15 protein-coding genes are annotated in these 18,494 nt (G+C 53.5%); 1 reads left to right on the top strand and 14 read right to left on the bottom strand.

Annotated elements, in window-relative coordinates; genetic code table 11:
• Nucleotides 1-110: 110 nt before the first annotated feature.
• The 11 genes from FFI61_RS05455 to leuC form a co-directional block, all read right to left on the bottom strand.
• The gene (locus tag FFI61_RS05455; protein WP_200369515.1) at nucleotides 111-1,412 is read right to left on the bottom strand and encodes a bifunctional folylpolyglutamate synthase/dihydrofolate synthase; all 1,302 of its coding nucleotides are present in this window, start codon (nucleotides 1,410-1,412) and stop codon (nucleotides 111-113) included.
• On the bottom strand, nucleotides 1,396-2,322 hold the full coding sequence (accD, locus tag FFI61_RS05450; RefSeq protein WP_200200772.1) for an acetyl-CoA carboxylase, carboxyltransferase subunit beta: 927 nt from the start codon (nucleotides 2,320-2,322) through the stop codon (nucleotides 1,396-1,398). Before accD ends, FFI61_RS05455 begins: the two co-directional genes overlap by 17 nt.
• Before the next feature lie 52 nt (nucleotides 2,323-2,374).
• Nucleotides 2,375-3,187 carry a tryptophan synthase subunit alpha gene (trpA, locus tag FFI61_RS05445; protein WP_200200773.1) on the bottom strand — a complete coding sequence of 271 codons (813 nt, stop codon included), beginning with the start codon at nucleotides 3,185-3,187 and terminating at the stop codon, nucleotides 2,375-2,377.
• 31 nt (nucleotides 3,188-3,218) lie between these two features.
• Nucleotides 3,219-4,415: a tryptophan synthase subunit beta gene (gene trpB, locus FFI61_RS05440; RefSeq protein ID WP_200201278.1), complete on the bottom strand. Its 1,197-nt coding sequence runs from the start codon at nucleotides 4,413-4,415 to the stop codon at nucleotides 3,219-3,221.
• A 4-nt stretch (nucleotides 4,416-4,419) separates the two neighbouring features.
• Nucleotides 4,420-5,049: a phosphoribosylanthranilate isomerase gene (locus FFI61_RS05435; RefSeq protein ID WP_200369514.1), complete on the bottom strand. Its 630-nt coding sequence runs from the start codon at nucleotides 5,047-5,049 to the stop codon at nucleotides 4,420-4,422.
• Nucleotides 5,046-5,957 carry a tRNA pseudouridine(38-40) synthase TruA gene (truA, locus tag FFI61_RS05430; RefSeq protein WP_200369513.1) on the bottom strand — a complete coding sequence of 304 codons (912 nt, stop codon included), beginning with the start codon at nucleotides 5,955-5,957 and terminating at the stop codon, nucleotides 5,046-5,048. Before truA ends, FFI61_RS05435 begins: the two co-directional genes overlap by 4 nt.
• A gap of 106 nt (nucleotides 5,958-6,063) precedes the next feature.
• The gene (locus FFI61_RS05425; protein WP_200369512.1) at nucleotides 6,064-9,177 is read right to left on the bottom strand and encodes a FimV/HubP family polar landmark protein; all 3,114 of its coding nucleotides are present in this window, start codon (nucleotides 9,175-9,177) and stop codon (nucleotides 6,064-6,066) included.
• Between the two features lie 311 nt (nucleotides 9,178-9,488).
• Nucleotides 9,489-10,604 (bottom strand): aspartate-semialdehyde dehydrogenase, encoded by a 1,116-nt coding sequence (gene asd / locus FFI61_RS05420; protein ID WP_200369511.1) that lies wholly within the window; start codon nucleotides 10,602-10,604, stop codon nucleotides 9,489-9,491.
• Between the two features lie 112 nt (nucleotides 10,605-10,716).
• Nucleotides 10,717-11,790, bottom strand: coding sequence for a 3-isopropylmalate dehydrogenase (leuB, locus tag FFI61_RS05415; protein WP_200200778.1), 1,074 nt, complete (start codon nucleotides 11,788-11,790; stop codon nucleotides 10,717-10,719).
• Between the two features lie 125 nt (nucleotides 11,791-11,915).
• Nucleotides 11,916-12,563, bottom strand: a complete 648-nt coding sequence (leuD, locus tag FFI61_RS05410) for a 3-isopropylmalate dehydratase small subunit (RefSeq protein WP_200200779.1) — start codon at nucleotides 12,561-12,563, stop codon at nucleotides 11,916-11,918.
• A 21-nt stretch (nucleotides 12,564-12,584) separates the two neighbouring features.
• A complete protein-coding gene (leuC, locus tag FFI61_RS05405) occupies nucleotides 12,585-14,003 on the bottom strand; it encodes a 3-isopropylmalate dehydratase large subunit (protein WP_200369510.1) in 1,419 nt (472 codons plus the stop codon).
• Nucleotides 14,004-14,180: 177 nt separating this feature from the next.
• On the opposite strand from leuC, the gene FFI61_RS05400 reads away from it, so the two are divergent.
• On the top strand, nucleotides 14,181-15,059 hold the full coding sequence (locus tag FFI61_RS05400) for a LysR family transcriptional regulator (protein ID WP_200200781.1): 879 nt from the start codon (nucleotides 14,181-14,183) through the stop codon (nucleotides 15,057-15,059).
• On the opposite strand, the gene FFI61_RS05395 is transcribed toward FFI61_RS05400, so the two are convergent.
• The 3 genes from FFI61_RS05395 to prmB all read right to left on the bottom strand — a co-directional run bounded on the left by FFI61_RS05395 (nucleotide 15,047) and on the right by prmB (nucleotide 18,403).
• Nucleotides 15,047-16,216, bottom strand: coding sequence for an MFS transporter (locus FFI61_RS05395; RefSeq protein WP_320159558.1), 1,170 nt, complete (start codon nucleotides 16,214-16,216; stop codon nucleotides 15,047-15,049). The two genes, FFI61_RS05400 and FFI61_RS05395, sit on opposite strands and share 13 nt — an antisense overlap.
• Nucleotides 16,217-16,368: 152 nt before the next feature.
• Nucleotides 16,369-17,463 (bottom strand): chorismate synthase, encoded by a 1,095-nt coding sequence (aroC, locus tag FFI61_RS05390; RefSeq protein ID WP_200369509.1) that lies wholly within the window; start codon nucleotides 17,461-17,463, stop codon nucleotides 16,369-16,371.
• A 37-nt stretch (nucleotides 17,464-17,500) separates the two neighbouring features.
• Nucleotides 17,501-18,403 carry a 50S ribosomal protein L3 N(5)-glutamine methyltransferase gene (gene prmB / locus FFI61_RS05385; RefSeq protein ID WP_200200783.1) on the bottom strand — a complete coding sequence of 301 codons (903 nt, stop codon included), beginning with the start codon at nucleotides 18,401-18,403 and terminating at the stop codon, nucleotides 17,501-17,503.
• Nucleotides 18,404-18,494: the final 91 nt, after the last annotated feature.

Raw genomic sequence — 18,494 nt, 5'->3', positions numbered from 1 at the left:
TTTCTTGGCTCCTCGCTCATTTTTCCCAGAGTCATACTAACTGCCCGCCATCCATAACTCCAAGCCTTGCGGCAAGCTATGGACAAAGTTTAAGGCTGGCCCCCGACTGCTCATACAAGCAGTGAACGCGCCTCTGCGACCGTAAAAAACGAACCAAAAACAATAATAATGTCATTCGGGCCTGCCGCCACCCGCGCCTCTGCGATAGCACTGGCGACAGAATCGTGTGCGCAAACTCTGCTTAGTTCACAGGGCACAAGCCTGTCTTGCAGGGTTTCCGAACTCAGGCCTCTGGGCACCTTAAGCCCCGCAAGGTGCCAGCAGTCAACAATTGGGGCCATGGCGTGCGCAACACCCTCCACATCCTTATCTGCCAATGCTGCATATACTGCATGCACTTTTTGACTTGCTCCTTTCAGAGCCTGCAACCTTGCTGAAAGCCAACGGGCGGCGTGGGGATTGTGGCCCACATCAACATATAGATCGGGTTCGTACCCAAGACGCTCGAACCTACCCGGCACTGTGACCTTGGCCAGCGCAGCTTCAAGTGACCCGATCGCCATGCCTGGCTCAAGCGTCAGCATTGCAACAGCCGCAGCAGCCACGCCAGGAACAGGCAAAGGCCCAGCCGGCAACCGAATATCCTGCTCCTGAACATGCAGAATGAAGTCCAGGCCAGCGTTACCACCTGCAACCTCCTCAATTGTGTAGTTCTCGCCTACTCGTTTGAGTGCGACTTTCTGTGCAACCGCCTGCTGAATCACTGAGCGCGGCGGGTCGACATCGGCAAGCACTGCTGGTATGCCGGGCCGCAGAATACCGGCCTTCTCGAAACCGATAACCTCCCGGTTGTCTCCAAGAAACGCCACATGGTCAATATCCACAGAAGTAATAATCGCAAGATCCGGATCAATCACATTAACGGCATCGAGGCGCCCTCCGAGGCCCACCTCAAGAATCCAGTCCTGAACACCGGCCTCATTGAGAACAACAAATGCAGCAAGGGTGCCGAATTCAAAGTACGTCAGTGTTACTGAACCGCGGGCCGCCTCTACCTTTTCAAACGCTGAAATCAGAGTCGCATCATCAACGTCCACACCATCAACACGGATACGCTCGTTGTAATTCTGCAGATGCGGTGAGGTATAGGCACCGGTGCGCCGGCCGTGGGCTTGTAACAGTGCTTCCAGGGCTGCGACCGTGCTGCCCTTGCCGTTGGTTCCGGCAACACTAATTACACGTGCCCTGGGCTTGCTGCGGAAAAGCCGGCGCAACACCAAAAGCACCCGGTCGAGCCCAAGATCAATTTCGGTGGGGTGGATCGATTCCAGCCAGGACAGCCAGTTATCAAGGGAGGCCCCAGCCCCCGGTGCTTTCGGGGGCTGGGATTTCGGTTTACTCGGCTGGAACATCAGCGTCTGGCTTTTCCGTTATCTCAAATTCGATGGGTTCGTCGGTACCCGGGCGTTCCTGCCCGGTAAACTTCGCCAGTACGTGGGCAATTCGCTCACGCATCTGGTGACGGTGCAGAATCATGTCTATCGCTCCGTGCTCCAGCAGGAATTCACTGCGCTGGAAGCCTTCGGGAAGTTTTTCACGAACCGTCTGTTCAATAACCCGAGGCCCCGCGAAACCAATCAATGCGTTGGGTTCGGCGATATTGAGGTCGCCCAGCATCGCAAGACTGGCAGATACACCACCGAAAACCGGATCCGTCATCACAGAAATATACGGTATGCCTTCCTGCTTCATGCGCTCCAACACAGCTGCTGTTTTGGACATCTGCATCAATGAAAGAATGGCTTCCTGCATCCGGGCCCCACCGCTGGCAGAAAAGCAAACCAGAGGAATCCGCTCGGCAAGCGCCACATTGGCTGCCTGAACGAACTTCTCACCCACCACCTGCCCCATAGAACCGCCCATGAAACCAAATTCAAAAGAGCAGGCAACCAGTGGAACACCCAGTGTTTTGCCTTTCATGGCAACGAGGGCGTCTTTCTCACCCGTAGCTTTTTGAGCTTGCACGAGGCGATCTTTGTAGCGCTTGGTGTCCTTGAACTTCAACCGATCCCAAGGCTCAAGGTTTGCACCAATTTCTTCGCGATCTTCCGGGTCCAGAAAAATATCAAGACGGCGACGGGCAGCAACCCTCAGGTGATGATTGCACTTGGGGCAAACATCCAGGTTTTTCTCCAGCTCCGGCTTGTAGAGAAAGGCTCCACATTTGGGACATTTTTTCCAAAGCCCTTCAGGAACACCTGTTCTGCGATTGGATTCCGAGCGAATTTTGCCCGGCATTATCTTGTCCAGCCAGTTACTCATGGTTTCATCCTGTCCTTTGATTCCTGTCTGCCCTCACCTTCCAACTTTCAGGTCAGGAGGCCAGGCTGTCCAGTGCTTCACGCATCGGGTTGAGCAGATCTGTCAGTGCTCGTTTAAGCGCGTCGATATCTGTTTGATTTCTGGCTATTGTATCTACCAATACACTGCCAACAATTACACCATCGGATACCCTTCCTACGGCAGCAGCTGTTTCAGCGTCACGAATACCAAAGCCAACACCAACCGGCAGTGCCGTCAACTCATGGATATGGGCCACTTTAGCGGCGACTTCATCGACGTTTATTTTGGCAGCTCCGGTCACACCATTAAATGAAACATAGTACACATAACCGGAAGAGTGATCGGCAATTGCACGAATTCTCTCATCCGTGGTGGTCGGCGCCAGCAGGAAAATCGGATCCAGCCCACGCTCAGCGAACAAAGGCGCAACCTGGTCCGCTTCTTCCGGGGGTAAATCCACAGTCAGAACGCCATCGACACCCGCCGCGACCGCTGCATCTGCAAAAGCTTCATAGCCCATGGCTTCAATGGGATTGAGGTACCCCATCAGCACCACTGGAGTGGTGTCATTGGTTTTTCTGAACTCGCTCACCATCGCCAACACACGACGCAATGATGTACCGTGTTTTAGCGCGCGCTCGCAGGCCAGCTGAATCACCGGCCCATCGGCCATCGGGTCTGAAAAAGGCACACCCAGCTCGATGATATCGACACCAGCGTCTACCATAGTGTGCATCAACCCCACAGTTTCGTCGGGGTGCGGATCACCAGCGGTAATAAACGGAATAAGTGCCTTACGGCCCTGTCCTTTGAGGGTCTGGAGAACCCCTTCAATTCGGCTCATGCCTGCTCCTGTCGATTAATCAGACCACTATTCACAGTTCAATACCATCCAGCTGTGCGACGGTATGGATGTCTTTGTCGCCGCGACCGGAGACATTAATTACCACCATCTGGTCTTTGTCCATCGTGGCTGCAAGCTTGACCGCGTAGGCGACTGCGTGAGCGGATTCCAGCGCTGGCATGATGCCCTCAACGAGCGTCAGCATACGAAATGCTTCGAGCGCCTCATCATCGGTTACCGACACATAGTTAGCCCGCCCGATATCCTTCAACCAGCTATGCTCTGGCCCTACTCCCGGGTAATCCAGCCCGGCACTGACGGAATGGGTGCTGGCGATCTGCCCATCATCGTCTTCCATCAGGTAGGTGCGGTTGCCGTGGAGTACTCCAGGGCGACCAGCACACAAAGGCGCAGCATGCTCACCGGTTTCAATGCCATGACCGCCGGCTTCAACGCCATAAAGCTGCACAGATTCATCCGTAAGGAACGGGTAGAACATGCCAATCGCGTTGGAGCCACCACCGACACAGGCAACCAGAGCATCCGGCAATTTACCCGTTTTTTCAAGAGATTGACGGCGGGTTTCGCGCCCGATGACCGATTGAAAATCGCGTACCAACAACGGGTAAGGATGGGGCCCGGCTACCGTACCGATAATGTAGAAAGTATCGTCCACATTGGTAACCCAATCGCGCATGGCATCGTTCATTGCATCTTTAAGTGTACGACTGCCGCTCTGAACGGCATGCACCTGTGCGCCGAGAAGCTTCATGCGGTATACGTTCAGTGACTGACGTTGAACGTCGTCTGCACCCATGAACACATGGCATTCCAGGCCCAGTCGGGCGCAAACAGTGGCTGTAGCAACGCCATGTTGCCCGGCACCGGTTTCTGCGATGATCCGCTTTTTACCAAGGAAGCTGGCGAGCAAGGCCTGGCCAATGGTGTTGTTTACCTTGTGAGCGCCTGTGTGATTCAGGTCTTCCCGCTTTAGCCAGATTTGGGCACCACCGGTTTCCCGGGTCAGTCGCTCAGCAAAGTACAAAGGGCTGGGGCGGCCAACATAATCTGCAAGATCTTTATCAAACGTGGCCTGAAACTCAGGATCGTTCTTGAGCCGCAAGTATTCCCGCTCTAGCGTCATCAGGGAATCCATCAGCGTCTCGGAAACGAATCGTCCGCCAAAGGCGCCGAAGTGTCCTCGCGCATCCGGCAATGCCGTCAGCATTTCTTCAGTCAGTTTTACAGACACGGTGAACCTCTCTAATAAACTTGGTGATTTTTTCGACGTCTTTGATGCCTTTGCTCTTCTCTACACCACCACTGACATCAACAGCCCAGGGCCTCACCTTCTTTACGGCGCCAGACACGTTATCAGATGACAAGCCACCGGCCAATATGAGGGGTAAAGCACGCTCAGACGGAATCAGGTCCCAATTGAATGAGTGGCCAGTGCCCCCATAGCGATCAGGGTCCCAGGCATCAACCAAAAGCCCGGAGGCGAACTTGTAATCGTCAAATGCCTGTTCGATCTGCCCGGCCCGCTGAACCCTTATAGCCTTGATCCAGCGACGATCAAACTGTTCGCAAAACCCCGCAGTTTCATCGCCATGAAACTGCAACAAATCAAGAGGAATACGCCTCAAAACTTCGCTGACGTAATCTCGCTCAGGATTCACAAACAGCCCGACAACCGACACGAATGCCGGGATGTGATGGGCAAGGGCCTCCGCCTGCTCAATGGTAACGGAACGGGGGCTCGGCTCGTAAAACACGAACCCAATTGCATCAGCTCCTTTGGCGACTGCTGCCTCAATGTCCTCAGCTCGGGTCAGCCCACAAATTTTAACTCGCGTATTCATGGCATCTGCACCGGCTTTTGCTTTGGATGAATGTGCGTTGGCTGAACCGGGGAATTATCCACCACGCTAAACCAGGGCCGGGCAAATCCCGGACCACATTCCGCAGGTGGTATTTCATAACTGTCAGGATACCCCACATCAACCAGATACAAGCCGTGAGGCGGCGCGGTGACTCCGGCCAGGGTCCGATCCTTCGCAGCCAGTATGTCATGAATCCAGGATAAGGACTGCTTTCCGGACCCTACAGCCATTAGAGCCCCCGCAATATTCCGCACCATGTGGTGGAGAAAAGCATTAGCCTGCACATCAATTACGACGAAGTTTGCTTTGCGGGTTACTTTTATCTGTTCAAGAAACCGAATAGGGGTTCGAGATTGGCAACCGGCAGCGCGGAAAGAGGAGAAATCATGCTCCCCCACCAGCGACTGGGCTGCTTCGTGCATTCTCTCCGCGTCCAGTTCCCGAAACGTCCAGCTCACTTGCCCGCGCTGAATTCCGGGGCGTATCGGGCTGTTGTATATAACGTAGCGGTAGCGTCTGTACACGGCGGAAAAGCGCGCGTGGAAGTCCTCACTGGTGTTCCCTGCCCAGTGCACAGCAATATCGAACGGCAATGCCGTATTGATGCCCATAACCCAAGAGCGGAGATTACGAACAGCGTGCGTTTCAAAATGGGCAATTTGATAGCTTGCATGTACCCCGGTATCAGTACGGCCGGCACATACGAGATTTATGGGATGGTCAGCCACCCTGGAAACGGCTTTTGTAAGCTCAGCTTCAACCGATCGAACTCCGGACTTTTGCAACTGCCAGCCATGAAATTTTCGGCCATCGTATTCAAAAGCCAAGGCAACACGCCCGCCACCAATGGCATTGTCCGTTGTGAGTTCCTGAGGGTAGAGAAACAAGTGTGAATCCGAAATGTATGTTGCTGTAAAAACAAAGCGCCGGCTGATTGCCGAGAGATTCCCCGGCGGCCGGCGCTTGCTGCCTCAATAATCCGATTATAACGGATCAGGACAGATTTTTAAGCAAGTCCTGTGCTTCAGCTTTCTGCTCGTCGTTACCCTCAAGAGCAACCTCTTCAAGAATGTCACGGGCTCCGTCACTGTCGCCCATTTCAATGTAAGCCCTTGCCAGATCAAGTTTGGTCGCGGCCTCATCAGTTCCTGCGAGGAAGTCGAAATCATTATCGTCACCAAGATCATCTTCATTAATCTCGGAAAGCGGTGGTTTTACGACACCATCCTGCACCTCTTCGGAAGCAATAGGCAGCTCTTCATCAAGAAGGCTTTCGTCATCTTCCGACTCAAGAGTGTCTTCCAGCCCAAGCTCGTCATCCAGTGACAATTCATCATCAAGAGAGAGCTCATCGTCTTCAAGACTGACGTTATCGCTCTCGACAGCGTCAGAGAACTCTTCCATCAAGGCCAGGTCTTCATCGGACACATCCAGCTCAAGATCATCAAGCGTAGACTCTTCCAGCTCGCCGTCGGCAAGTTCGCCTTCTTCACCGGCGACCTTATCAAGCTCGGCATCCAACTCGTCAAGGAAGCTTTCATCCAATGAATCAAGACCCAAGCCGTCAACCTCAGCTTCCGGTTCTGCTTCATTCTTCGGGGCTGCCTCAGGCGCAACCTTGAAGTCGGATTCGAGGGCATCATCTAGCATCAGATCTGAGGAGTCACCCAGTTCGTCAAGCTCCCCAAGGGTATCCTCGAGAGACTCATCAGAATCATCCAGGTCTATCTCCAGAGAAGAAAAGTCACTCTCCTCCTGAATGCCTGACCCCTCTTCATCGGCTTTAGGCAACTCAAGGCCCGACAAGTCGTATTCGATCAGGGCATCAGAATCCTTCTTTTCTTCGCCTTCTGCTGATTCCTCTTCATCTGCGCTGGCATCCACAGAACTTTCTGTATCTTCCAGCGAATCGAGATCAAAGTCAGCCAGATCGGCGTCAAAATCGCCGAATTCGTTTTCAACCGACTCTTCGCGCGTTGACTCAGCCTTATCAGACAACAGCTCATCAGACAGAGGTGCAGGCGCCTCGAATTCTTCGCCGAAGGAGTCGGAACGAAGCTGGGACTCCAGGTCATCAATGCTCGGCATTGACTCGGCTTCTTCGAGGCGAGCGCTAAGTTCGTTCGCCTGCGCAAGAGCCTCGTCGTCATCCAGTGCCTGAATTTCACCAAACTGCTTCTCGAAAGACTCACGATCCCGGTTGTCGGCATAGACACCAAGAAGTTTCAGACGCAGGTCTGTGCGGCTTGGTTCTTTGGAGATTGCAGCTTCCAGAACCTGAGCTGCCTGATCGTAGCGGCCGTATGCTACGTAAGTGTCAGCCTCCTCCAGAGCATCACTGGTGACTTCACTCTGAACAGGCTCTTCATCATCCAGGGTCAGATCAAAGGTATCTTCCGGACCTTCAGGGTCACTGCTCAACTGCTCGTAAAACGCTTTTTCTCTGTTCGCACTGCGTCGCGCAAGAAGCAGAAGGAGAAGTAGCAACAGAATCAGGCCACCACCAAGGGCAATCTGGTACATCGTATTGCCAGTAATGGCATCGATAATATTGCCGGGAAAGCCCTTCTCAACAGCGGGCGCAGGTTTTGGCTGGGCTTTGGCCACAGGTGCGTCTGGCGCTGCAGGCTGTTCTGTCATATCTGGCTGCTCACCAGCGACAGGCACTGCATCACTGCTGGTCACATCTGCTTCCAGACCGCTTTCGGCCGCTTCCCCGGTCGGCTCGGGTTCAGCAGTTACGTCGGTAGAATCCGCTTCACCTGCAGACTCTTCCTGATCAACCGCCACCTCCATACCGGCAGGATCAGTTTCAGCTGCTGCCTGCTCTTCACCAAGCTCACCTGTAGGCTCAGCCTCAGTCATGCCTGCGACTGTTTCGCCCTGCTCAGATACAGCGTCATCTTCGCTAGCAACCGTTTCATCAACAGTTGCGTCTGCCGCAGGAGCTGTTTCAGCATCGACTGTAGCAGTGGCAGCGCCAGCGGCTGCACCTTGTTGCATTTCCGCTAGCTGAGTGTTTTTAAGTTCAAGCAAGCGCTGCAGAGTTTGCACCTGGTCTTGAAGATCATCAACGCGGCTATTGAGCTCATCGTTCTCACGGCGCGCGCTTTCAAGCTGCTCCATCACTATGGCTGAACCGCTATCTACACCACCAGACAGCTGTCCATCACCGCCGGCTGAACCACCTTCAGCCTGAGTACGACCGCCTTCATCATCGGCAACCAGCAGTTTAAGTTCGTCGCCACCGGCCTGCACTGCTCCTGCACTGCTCGCAGCGGTTTGCTGGGCAGGTGTGGCATCTACCGTGCGTTTGGGTTGCTGGAATTCCTGGTTTTGCCGGGCTACCGCACGGGTTGCCTCGGCACGGCTGCGATTACGGATTTGATCTGCCGTTGGAACACGCAAAACCTGACCGCGCTTGAGCCGGTTAATGTTGTTGCCAATAAACGCGTCAGGATTCAGATCCTGCAGCGCCAGCATTACCTGCTGCATGGACAGGCTGTTATCAGGGCGAACAGCAGATGCGATAGTCCAAAGCGTATCAGCGGGGCCTGTAGGCCCGAAGGTATCTGAACCATATCCGCTGCTTCGCGACTGCTCTACCCTTGTTTGACGTCGAACTGACTCAGCACTGCGATCTGCAGTAGCGGGACGGGATTGTGCAGAAGGTGCTCGCACAGGCTCTGCAATGCCTGAGTCTTCCGCAAAAACCGGAGGGTCTACAAGAACTGCGTATTCACGCATGATCCGGCCATTAGGCCAGGTCAGTTCCAGCAGGAAATTGAGGTACGGCTCTCTCAACGGCTCCCGGGAGGATACATTCACCACCAGACTGCCATCGGGGCTCGTAGTTACATTAAAACGGAGCTTGCCAACAAACTGGCTCCGTTGCAGACCCAACCTCTGATATGCCCTTTCTGGAGCGACGTTCACAAACACATCACCGGGATCAACTCCCCGGCTTTGTGGCAGAACAATTTCCGCGTCCATCGGCTCATTCAGATAGGACTGAAGTTCAATTTCACCCAGCCCCAGGGCTTGAGCGACGCCGGATCCGAGCCCTCCCGCCAACGCCAGTGCAACCGCAAGCTTGCGTACCTTCATGCTTTTTCCTTTCAAGTCTCCGTTATCCGCGACTGTTTTTAAACAGAACCGGACGAGGTAGGGTGACTTCCGTCTGGATAATTCTGGATTAATATGTCGCGTTTTCAACTCTTAGTCCGGCAAGTATTGTTGATAAAACCTCTTTTATCAATCAATCAGCCGCAATCCTTGCACCAATTATTTATCAGTTGCACGGAACTCCCTACTAGCCCTGAAAATAACAGGGGCGGAGCCTGAAATCAGCCTCCGCCCCGTAACCGGCTTTCTGAAACCGGACACAGTTGGCATTTATTGCCTCTGTGTAACAATTCTTAACGTTCCTGAAGGATTCGCAACATGCGGCGCAAGGGCTCAGCGGCACCCCACAACAGTTGATCGCCTACTGTAAACGCAGAAATATACTCCGGCCCCATGGCCAATTTACGAATTCGACCAATGGGTATGCTCAGAGTGCCGGTCACCTTCGCAGGTGTCAGTTCCGTAACGCTTGCATCGCGCTCGTTGGGAATCACTTTAACCCAGTCGTTAGCCTTCGCCAGAATTGACTCAATTTCTGAAACCGACAGATCTTTCTTGAGTTTGATGGTTAGCGCCTGGCTGTGGGAGCGCATGGCTCCAATCCGCACGCAAATGCCATCAATAGGAATCGGGTTGTCTGTCCGACCAAGAATTTTATTGGTCTCCACCCCTGCTTTCCACTCTTCCTTGCTCATGCCGTTATCAAGCTGTTTGTCGATAAACGGTATCAGGCTGCCAGCCAGAGGCACCTGAAAATGCTCGGTTGGAAACGCATCTGAACGCATGGCCTCAGTGATCTTGCGATCAATGTCCAGAATTGCTGAGGACGGGCTGGCGAGCTCATCACTCACACTGCGGTTAAGTTCGCCCATCTGGTTGAGCAACTCACGCATGTTCTGGGCGCCAGAGCCAGAAGCAGCCTGGTACGTCATGGGTGAAGCCCACTCAATCAGATCCTGTTCGAGCAGCCCGCCGAGGGCGAGCATCATCAGGCTTACAGTGCAGTTACCGCCAATGTAATCCTTCACACCCAGCTTCAACGCATCATCAATGACGTTGCGGTTCACGGGATCCAGAACAATGACAGAGTGATCCTTCATGCGCAGCGTAGACGCAGCATCAATCCAGTAGCCTTCCCAGCCTGCATCACGCAGTTTCTGATAGACAGCACCGGTGTAGTCGCCACCCTGACAAGTAAGAATCACATCCAGAGTTTTGAGGGTTTCGATATCGAATGCATCCTGCAAGGGCGGCACGCCTTCCTTGCCCACATCCGGCGCTGGCTGACCAGCTTGAGAGGTGGTGAAAAATACCGGATCGATATCAGCAAAATCATTTTCTTCGCGCATGCGCTGCATGAGGACAGAGCCCACCATACCGCGCCAACCTACAAGTCCAACTCGCTTCATGTGCGACCTTTGAACCTCGCTTTATGCCCGCCCTCGGCCTATATCGCTGGCGGGGACAGGATGAATGTTCCCGCAGCAACCGCATCGTGTTGCTGTCGGGGATGGTCGTAATTTACAGGGCGGCCAGTACCGCATCGCCCATTTCACGGGTTGATACCCGGGTACCGCCTTCCGACATTATGTCGGCAGTACGTAGCCCTTGGTCCAGCACCCTGTTCACAGCCGCTTCGATCGCCGCAGCTGCTGCCTCTTCATCAAGGCTGTACCGCAACATCATTGCGGCACTGATAATCGTTGCCAAAGGATTGGCAATGCCTTTACCGGCAATGTCCGGTGCAGAACCGTGGCACGGCTCGTACATGCCCTGCTTTTCAGAGTTCAGCGATGCCGATGGCAACATGCCAATGGAGCCAGTCAGCATGGCTGCTTCATCTGAAAGAATATCACCAAACATGTTGCCAGTCACAATCACATCGAACTGCTTGGGCGCACGAACCAGCTGCATTGCCGCGTTATCCACGTACATATGGGACAACTCGACATCCGGGTATTCGCTTTTCAGTTCATTCATGATTTCGCGCCACAGCACGGTCACCTCAAGCACGTTGGCTTTGTCTACCGAGCACAGCTTCTTGCCCCGCTGCTGAGCAGCTTCAAATGCCACCCGGCCAATACGGCGAATCTCGGTCTCGGTGTAAGCGTAAGTGTTGTAGCCTTGGCGTTCACCGCTCTCCAACTGACGCACACCACGCGGCTGACCGAAGTAGATACCACCGGTTAGCTCACGAACAATCATGATATCCAGGCCTGAAACAACCTCGGGCTTGAGTGAAGATGCAGAAGCCAGCTGTGGGTAAAGAATAGCCGGCCGCAGATTGGCAAACAGCTTCAGGTTGGAACGCAAACCCAGCAGGCCTTTCTCGGGACGCTTGGCCATGGGCAGCGCATCCCACTTTGGCCCACCAACTGCACCCAACAAAATAGCATCTGCTTTGCGCGCCTTCTCCAGGGTCTCATCCGGTAACGGATTATCTTCTTCGTCCAGAGCAGCCCCACCAACAAGGCCTGTCTCAAACGTAAGTTTCAGGTCAAACTTTTCATTGATGGCACGCAGGATCTTTTCTGCTTCGGTAATAATTTCCGGGCCTATGCCGTCACCCGGCAGAAGAAGTACTGTTCTGGACATCATGTGCTTCCATATCGTGATAAGCCGGCCCCGACCAGGCCGGCACATTAAAAGTTGCCGGGTATGGAATTTGCGCCCGGACTGTTACGTTTTTCAGCTCTTCAGAAAAATACCTGAAGCCCAGTTTACTGGCTTGCGCCAAACAACCAGGGCGCCGTTTTGCGACGTTGATCTTCATAGGACTTGATCAGCTCTGCATCTTCCAGAGTCACGCCAATATCATCCAGCCCATTCAACAGGCAATGACGACGAAAATCATCAACATCAAAACTGAAAGATTCACCAGATGGCGTGATCACGGTTTTGGCTTCCAGATCCACAGTCAGTTGATAGCCTTCCAGAACCTCAGCCTCATCAAACAACTTATCTACCACTTTTTCTTCAAGAACAATGGGCAACAGACCATTCTTAAAGCAGTTGTTGTAGAAAATATCTGCGAAACTTGGAGCGATAATAACCCGAAAGCCATAATCATCAAGCGCCCAGGGGGCGTGCTCACGGCTCGATCCGCAACCGAAGTTACTGCGAGCCAACAACACACTTGCGCCCTTGTAACGGGGCTGGTTAAGCACAAAATCCGGATTTAGCGGACGCTGGGAGCTGTCCTGATCCGGTTTGCCTTCATCCAGATAGCGCAACTCATCAAACAGGTTAGGGCCAAAGCCCGTGCGCTTGATGGATTTCAGAAACTGCTTGGGAATAATCATGTCCGTATCCACATTGGAACGGTCCATGGGGGCCACAAGGCCCTGGTGTTGCGTAAATGCGCGCATGGTTCAGTTCTCTCCTGTGGCTCAGTTAAGCAGTTCGCGAACATCAACAAAATGGCCCGCTATAGCAGCGGCTGCTGCCATCGCGGGGCTCACCAAATGGGTACGCCCGCCAAAGCCTTGCCGGCCTTCAAAGTTACGGTTGGATGTGGACGCACAGTGCTCGCCCTGTCCCAATTTGTCAGCGTTCATGGCCAGACACATGGAACAGCCCGGGTCGCGCCATTCAAGGCCAGCTTCCAGGAAAATGCGATCCAGCCCTTCCTCTTCCGCCTGGGCTTTTACCAGACCGGAACCCGGCACCACCATCGCCTGCTTGAGACTATCAGCAACCTTACGCCCTTTAACGACCACAGCAGCCTCTCGCAGGTCTTCAATACGGCTGTTGGTGCAGGAACCAATAAACACCCTGTCGAGCTTGATATCGGTAATCGCCTGATTAGCCTGCAAACCCATGTATTTCAGGGCCCGCTCAATGCCTTCGCGCTTGATAGGATCTTCTTCTTTGGCTGGGTCCGGCACATTACCGGTAACATCTGCGACCATCTCTGGCGAGGTACCCCAGCTTACTTGAGGCTTGATCTCTGAACCGTCCAGCTCAACCACCTTGTCAAAGACCGCGTCCAGATCGCTGTGCAGCGTGCGCCAGTATTTTACGGCGGCGTCCCAGTTTTCTCCCGTGGGCGAAAAAGGACGACCTTTTACATAGTCGATCGTGGTGCCATCTACGGCAACCATGCCAACCCGGGCACCGGCTTCAATGGCCATATTGCACACGGTCATTCGACCTTCCATGCTCATGTTCTGCAGCACCTCACCACCAAATTCGATGGCGTGGCCGGTACCACCGGCGGTGCCGATTTTACCAATAATCGCCAGCACCACATCTTTGGCGGTAACGCCTTTACCCAGCTTGCCGTCTACCTTCACCAGCATATTCTTCATCTTTTGCTGAACCAGGCACTGGGTAGCCAGCACGTGCTCAACTTCGGATGTGCCTATGCCGTGGGCAAGACACCCAAACGCACCGTGGGTAGAGGTATGGGAATCTCCACACACAATAGTCATGCCCGGCAAAGTGGCGCCTTGTTCGGGCCCAATCACATGAACAATGCCCTGGCGCTTATCCATGATCTTGAATTCAAGAATGCCGAACTCATCGCAGTTCTTGCCAAGGGTTTCCACCTGAATTCGGGAAACCGGATCGACAATACCCTCAATGCCCTTTGCGCGGTCCGTAGTCGGTACGTTGTGGTCAGGGGTAGCCAGGTTTGCGTCGATACGCCAAGGCTTGCGATTGGCCAAGCGCAGCCCTTCAAACGCCTGGGGTGACGTTACCTCGTGCAACAACTGCCGATCTATGTAGATCAACGCGGAACCATCTTCCCGCTGCTTGACCAAATGGTCGTCCCACAATTTGTCGTATAAAGTCTTACCCGCCATGATTCTCTCTCACTGTCTGGAGGTACTGTTTCTAGTGCTATACCTGGATACTTATGTCCAACCTTGAAGTAATCATACCGCCCACCTTCGGATAACCGCAATTCATGTTTGGCATTCATCGCATTCCATTTGGCTATAATGTAATCTTTACCGAAAAACACCGGTGGAGCACCAACCGTGGATTCAAATGCACTCAAAGCCTTCCTCACCATCGTCGACCAAGGCTCATTTTCGGAGGCAGCTGAGCAACTTCACCTCACGCAGCCAGCCATCAGCAAACGCCTTGCTGCCTTGGAAAACCAACTAGGCACAACTCTGATCGACCGCACCCACAGGCAAATCCGCCTGACTGATACCGGGAGCAGGCTTCTACCCCATGCGCGAAAAATTCTCGACGAAATTCACAATGCCCGCGTTGCCTTATCACCCGACTCAGAATTGCTTGAGGGCGAACTACAAATTATTGCCAGCCACCATATAGGCTTACACCACCTGCCCAAGTGGTTGAGACGTTTCAAGCGTGAATACCCGCAGGTAACCATAAACCTGCAGTTTATGGAATCCGATGCTGCATACGAACAAATGCGTAAGCGCAACGCCGAGTTGGCCTTTGTCACTCTGAGTGACAGCATGCTGCCAAATTTCAACGTATTCGCCCAATGGCCAGATCCCATGGCGTTCGTTGCAGGCGCCGACCACCCCCTGGCAACAGTCAAAAAGCCAACCCTCGCCGACCTGGCACCACACCCAGCCTTGCTTCCAGATACATCCACCTCAACGTATCGAGCAGTGAGCCGGTTGTTTCTCGAAAAAAGCCTGCCTTTACACCCCCAAATGCCTACAAACTACCTGGAAACACTGAAAATGATGACCAGCGTCGGCTTAGGCTGGAGCGTATTACCACTGCGCATGGTTGACGAAAGTTTGAAAGTGCTGGAGGTAAAGCAGCCGGTTTCACGGGTTCTTGGAGGAATCGGACTAACCGACAGGCATCCGGGTAACGCGGCCAAAGCACTGCTTTCCATTGTTCAACAGGAGGAAGATCACCCGGAATAAGGCTCCGGCGGAGCACTCAGTCCCCGCGCTGTTATAGCTATGGCTATTGCCATGGCCACAGCACCACCCCAAAAAGCGACGGATGTACTGAACCCTTCTACCAGAACGCCTGAGAGCCAGGCTCCCAGCGCTCCACCCGCCCCGAACGTTAGCCCGCTGTATAGCGCTTGCCCCTGCCCATGATGATGCTTGCCAAAAAAACCCTGAACATACTGCACAGAAACCGCATGAAGCGCGCCGTACGAAGCCGCATGTAATAGCTGAGCAAACAGCAGCACCGGGAGCAAATCCGTTAGCTCGGCAATTAATACCCAACGAATCATCGTAAGCACCAAAGAACCAATCACAATCTGCCGCACTGTGAAATGCCGGGTTAACCGGTGCATTATCAAAAACAATCCAATCTCCGAAATAACCCCAAGCGACCAAAGCAGGCCTATCGCAAGATTCCCGTACCCGTGTTGCTCCAGATGAATACTGAAAAACGTGTAATAGGCGCCATGGGAAACCTGCAGAAGAAAATTCATCAGAAAAAAGGCAACCACCGCCGGATGCGCCACAATCGCCCGCAGACTGCCCTTTGGCGCGGGAGGCTTCCGCTCCCCCTGTTCTGCCGGCAAAAGAAACACCGACACCACAATTCCGATAAACACCGGCACAAGCAGCCAGGGTAACCATTGAATCGACACCCACTCCAGAATCAGACCGACTCCGGCGACCGCACCAATGAACCCAACCGAACCCCACAGCCGAACCTTGCCGTATTTATCCCGATGCTCTCCAAGTGATCTAAGCGTAATCACCTCATACAGCGGAAGAATAGCGTTCCAGAAAAACGTAAACGCCAGCATCACCAGCAGCAGCCCGTAAAACCCTGGTTCCAGGAACACACCGGCAAAAAACAACGAACCGGTAATCGCCCCGAGACGAACAAGCCGAACCCTCTGGCCAGCCTTGTCCCCCAGATGCCCCCAAAGGCTTGGTGCCACGATTTTTGTGAGCTGAATGGTTGCCATCAAGGTGGCAATTTGAAGATAGGAAAAGCCCTGCTCCTGAAGGTACAAAGACCAATAAGGCAAAAGCCCGCCCAAGAGGGCGAAAAACCAGAAGTAGAGATTAGAAAGGCGCCAGTAGATTTCGGTATCTCCCAGAAACACGGGTAAAACGCCGAACTACGGTGATTCAGTCAGGTGAAGCTATTCAAAAATCTGGAGCGCCAAGGACGGCGCGACGAAGCCCTACATGGATGTATTTACGGGCGTTTTTTGAATAGTTTCACCTGGCTGGATCGGCACTCAAGTTAGCAGGCTTAAAGCTGCCCAATAACCGGCGTTTCAACAGCAACATCAGCATTCTGACCACGATGACGCAAGTAATGATCCATCAACACAATGGCCATCATCGCCTCCGCAATCGGCGTAGCGCGAATACCCACACAAGGATCGTGCCGCCCAGTAGTAATAACCTCCACCGGATTGCCATGCACATCAATACTGCGGCCCGGCAAACGCAAACTCGATGTGGGCTTCAGCGCAATGCTCGCCAAAATCGGCTGCCCGGAAGAAATCCCCCCCAGTACACCGCCAGCATGGTTCGACAAAAAGCCCTCAGGCGTCATCTCATCACGGTGCTCTGTACCCTTTTGAGCGATACACCCAAAGCCCGCGCCGATCTCCACACCCTTTACCGCATTGATACTCATCAGCGCATGGGCCAAATCCGCATCCAAACGATCAAAAATCGGCTCACCCAGCCCCGGGGGCACACCCTCGGCCACAACATTAATTCGCGCGCCAATGGAATCCCCTTCCTTACGAAGGGCATCCATATAGGCTTCCATCTCCGGCACCTTATCGACATCGGGACAGAAAAACGGGTTCTGATGAACCTGATCCCAATCAAGCTTCTCCGCACGAACCGGCCCAAGCTCAGACAAGTACCCGCGAATTCGGATGCCCAACCGCTCCTGCAAAAACTTCCGGGCCACAGCACCAGCTGCAACTCGCATCGCGGTTTCACGGGCTGAAGAACGGCCACCACCACGATAATCCCGAATGCCGTATTTGTGAGCATAGGTGTAATCAGCGTGTGCCGGGCGGAACTGCTCAGAAATCTTGGAGTAGTCTTTCGAGCGCTGATCCGTATTCTCAATAATCAGCCCAATGGGTGTACCCGTGGTTTTACCCTCAAACACACCAGACAGAATACGAACCTCATCAGCCTCACGGCGCTGGGTTGTATGTCGGGAAGTACCTGGCTTACGCCGATCCAGATCTGCCTGCATATCAGCTTCCGACAGTTCCAGCCCAGGAGGGCAACCATCGATAATACAACCCAGTGCGGCCCCATGGCTTTCACCGAAGGTAGTAACGGTAAAGAGTTTTCCGAAAGTATTTCCTGACATAATTCAATATCTTGTAAGGGTATTTGAATAATATGGTTTAATGTTTGCTTTGCCACTGGCGAAGGTCTTGCTCAGTAATGGCAAAAACACCATCGCCGCCATTGCCGAATTCCAACCAGGTAAACGGGAGTTCCGGATAAGCCTCATCCAGAGCCACCCAGCTATTCCCCACTTCGACGATCAGCAAACCGCCGGGCGTAAGATGCTCTGCTGCTCCGGCGATAATCCGGTGCGCAATATCCAGCCCATCATCACCGGCAGCCAGCCCCAATACGGGCTCATGGTGAAATTCATCGGGCATGTCGCCCATATCTTCTGCATCAACATAAGGCGGGTTGCTCACAATAATATCGTACCGCCCGCTTATATTTGCGAACACATCCGACTGTACAGTGCGCACTCTGCCTTCAAGTTCATGAAACTCTATATTGGATTCGGCAACTGCCAAAGCATCTGGCGATATATCAGACAAATCTACATCAGCGTCTTCGAATACTGTTGCTGCACCTATGCCAATACAACCGCTGCCAGTACAAAGATCAAGAATCCGCTCAACAGGTTTGTCTCCTAACCAGGGCTGGAACCCGTTTTCAATCAACTCCCCAATGGGAGAGCGCGGAACCAACACACGCTCATCCACGTGAAATGGCATCCCCATAAACCAGGCTTCGCCCAGAAGGTAAGCCAGGGGAACCCGGTCATCAATGCGGCGCCGAATACGTTCAAGCACAAGCTGGCGCTCATCCCGGGTCAGCCGCGCATCCAGAAACAGCGTGTTGTTTTCCAGCGGAAGGTAAAGGCTGCGCATTACCAGTTGCACGGCTTCATCCCACACATTGTCTGTGCCATGGCCGAAAAACACCGGCGCTGCAGCGAATTGCGATGAGGCGTAGCGAAGGTAATCGCGAACGGTGTGGAGGTCTTCAATCGGGCTGGTCACAAACGCTGTTTCCTGTCAGGTCAGATTCAGCGCGGATTATACGCTGTTTAAATGCTCTACTGCAGCCATGGTATTGCCCTGGCCTCATTGG

Origin of the sequence: Marinobacter sp. DY40_1A1 (assembly GCF_016597815.1) — a bacterium.
GTDB lineage: Bacteria > Pseudomonadota > Gammaproteobacteria > Pseudomonadales > Oleiphilaceae > Marinobacter > Marinobacter xiaoshiensis.
This window is presented reverse-complemented; position numbering and strand designations above follow the sequence as displayed.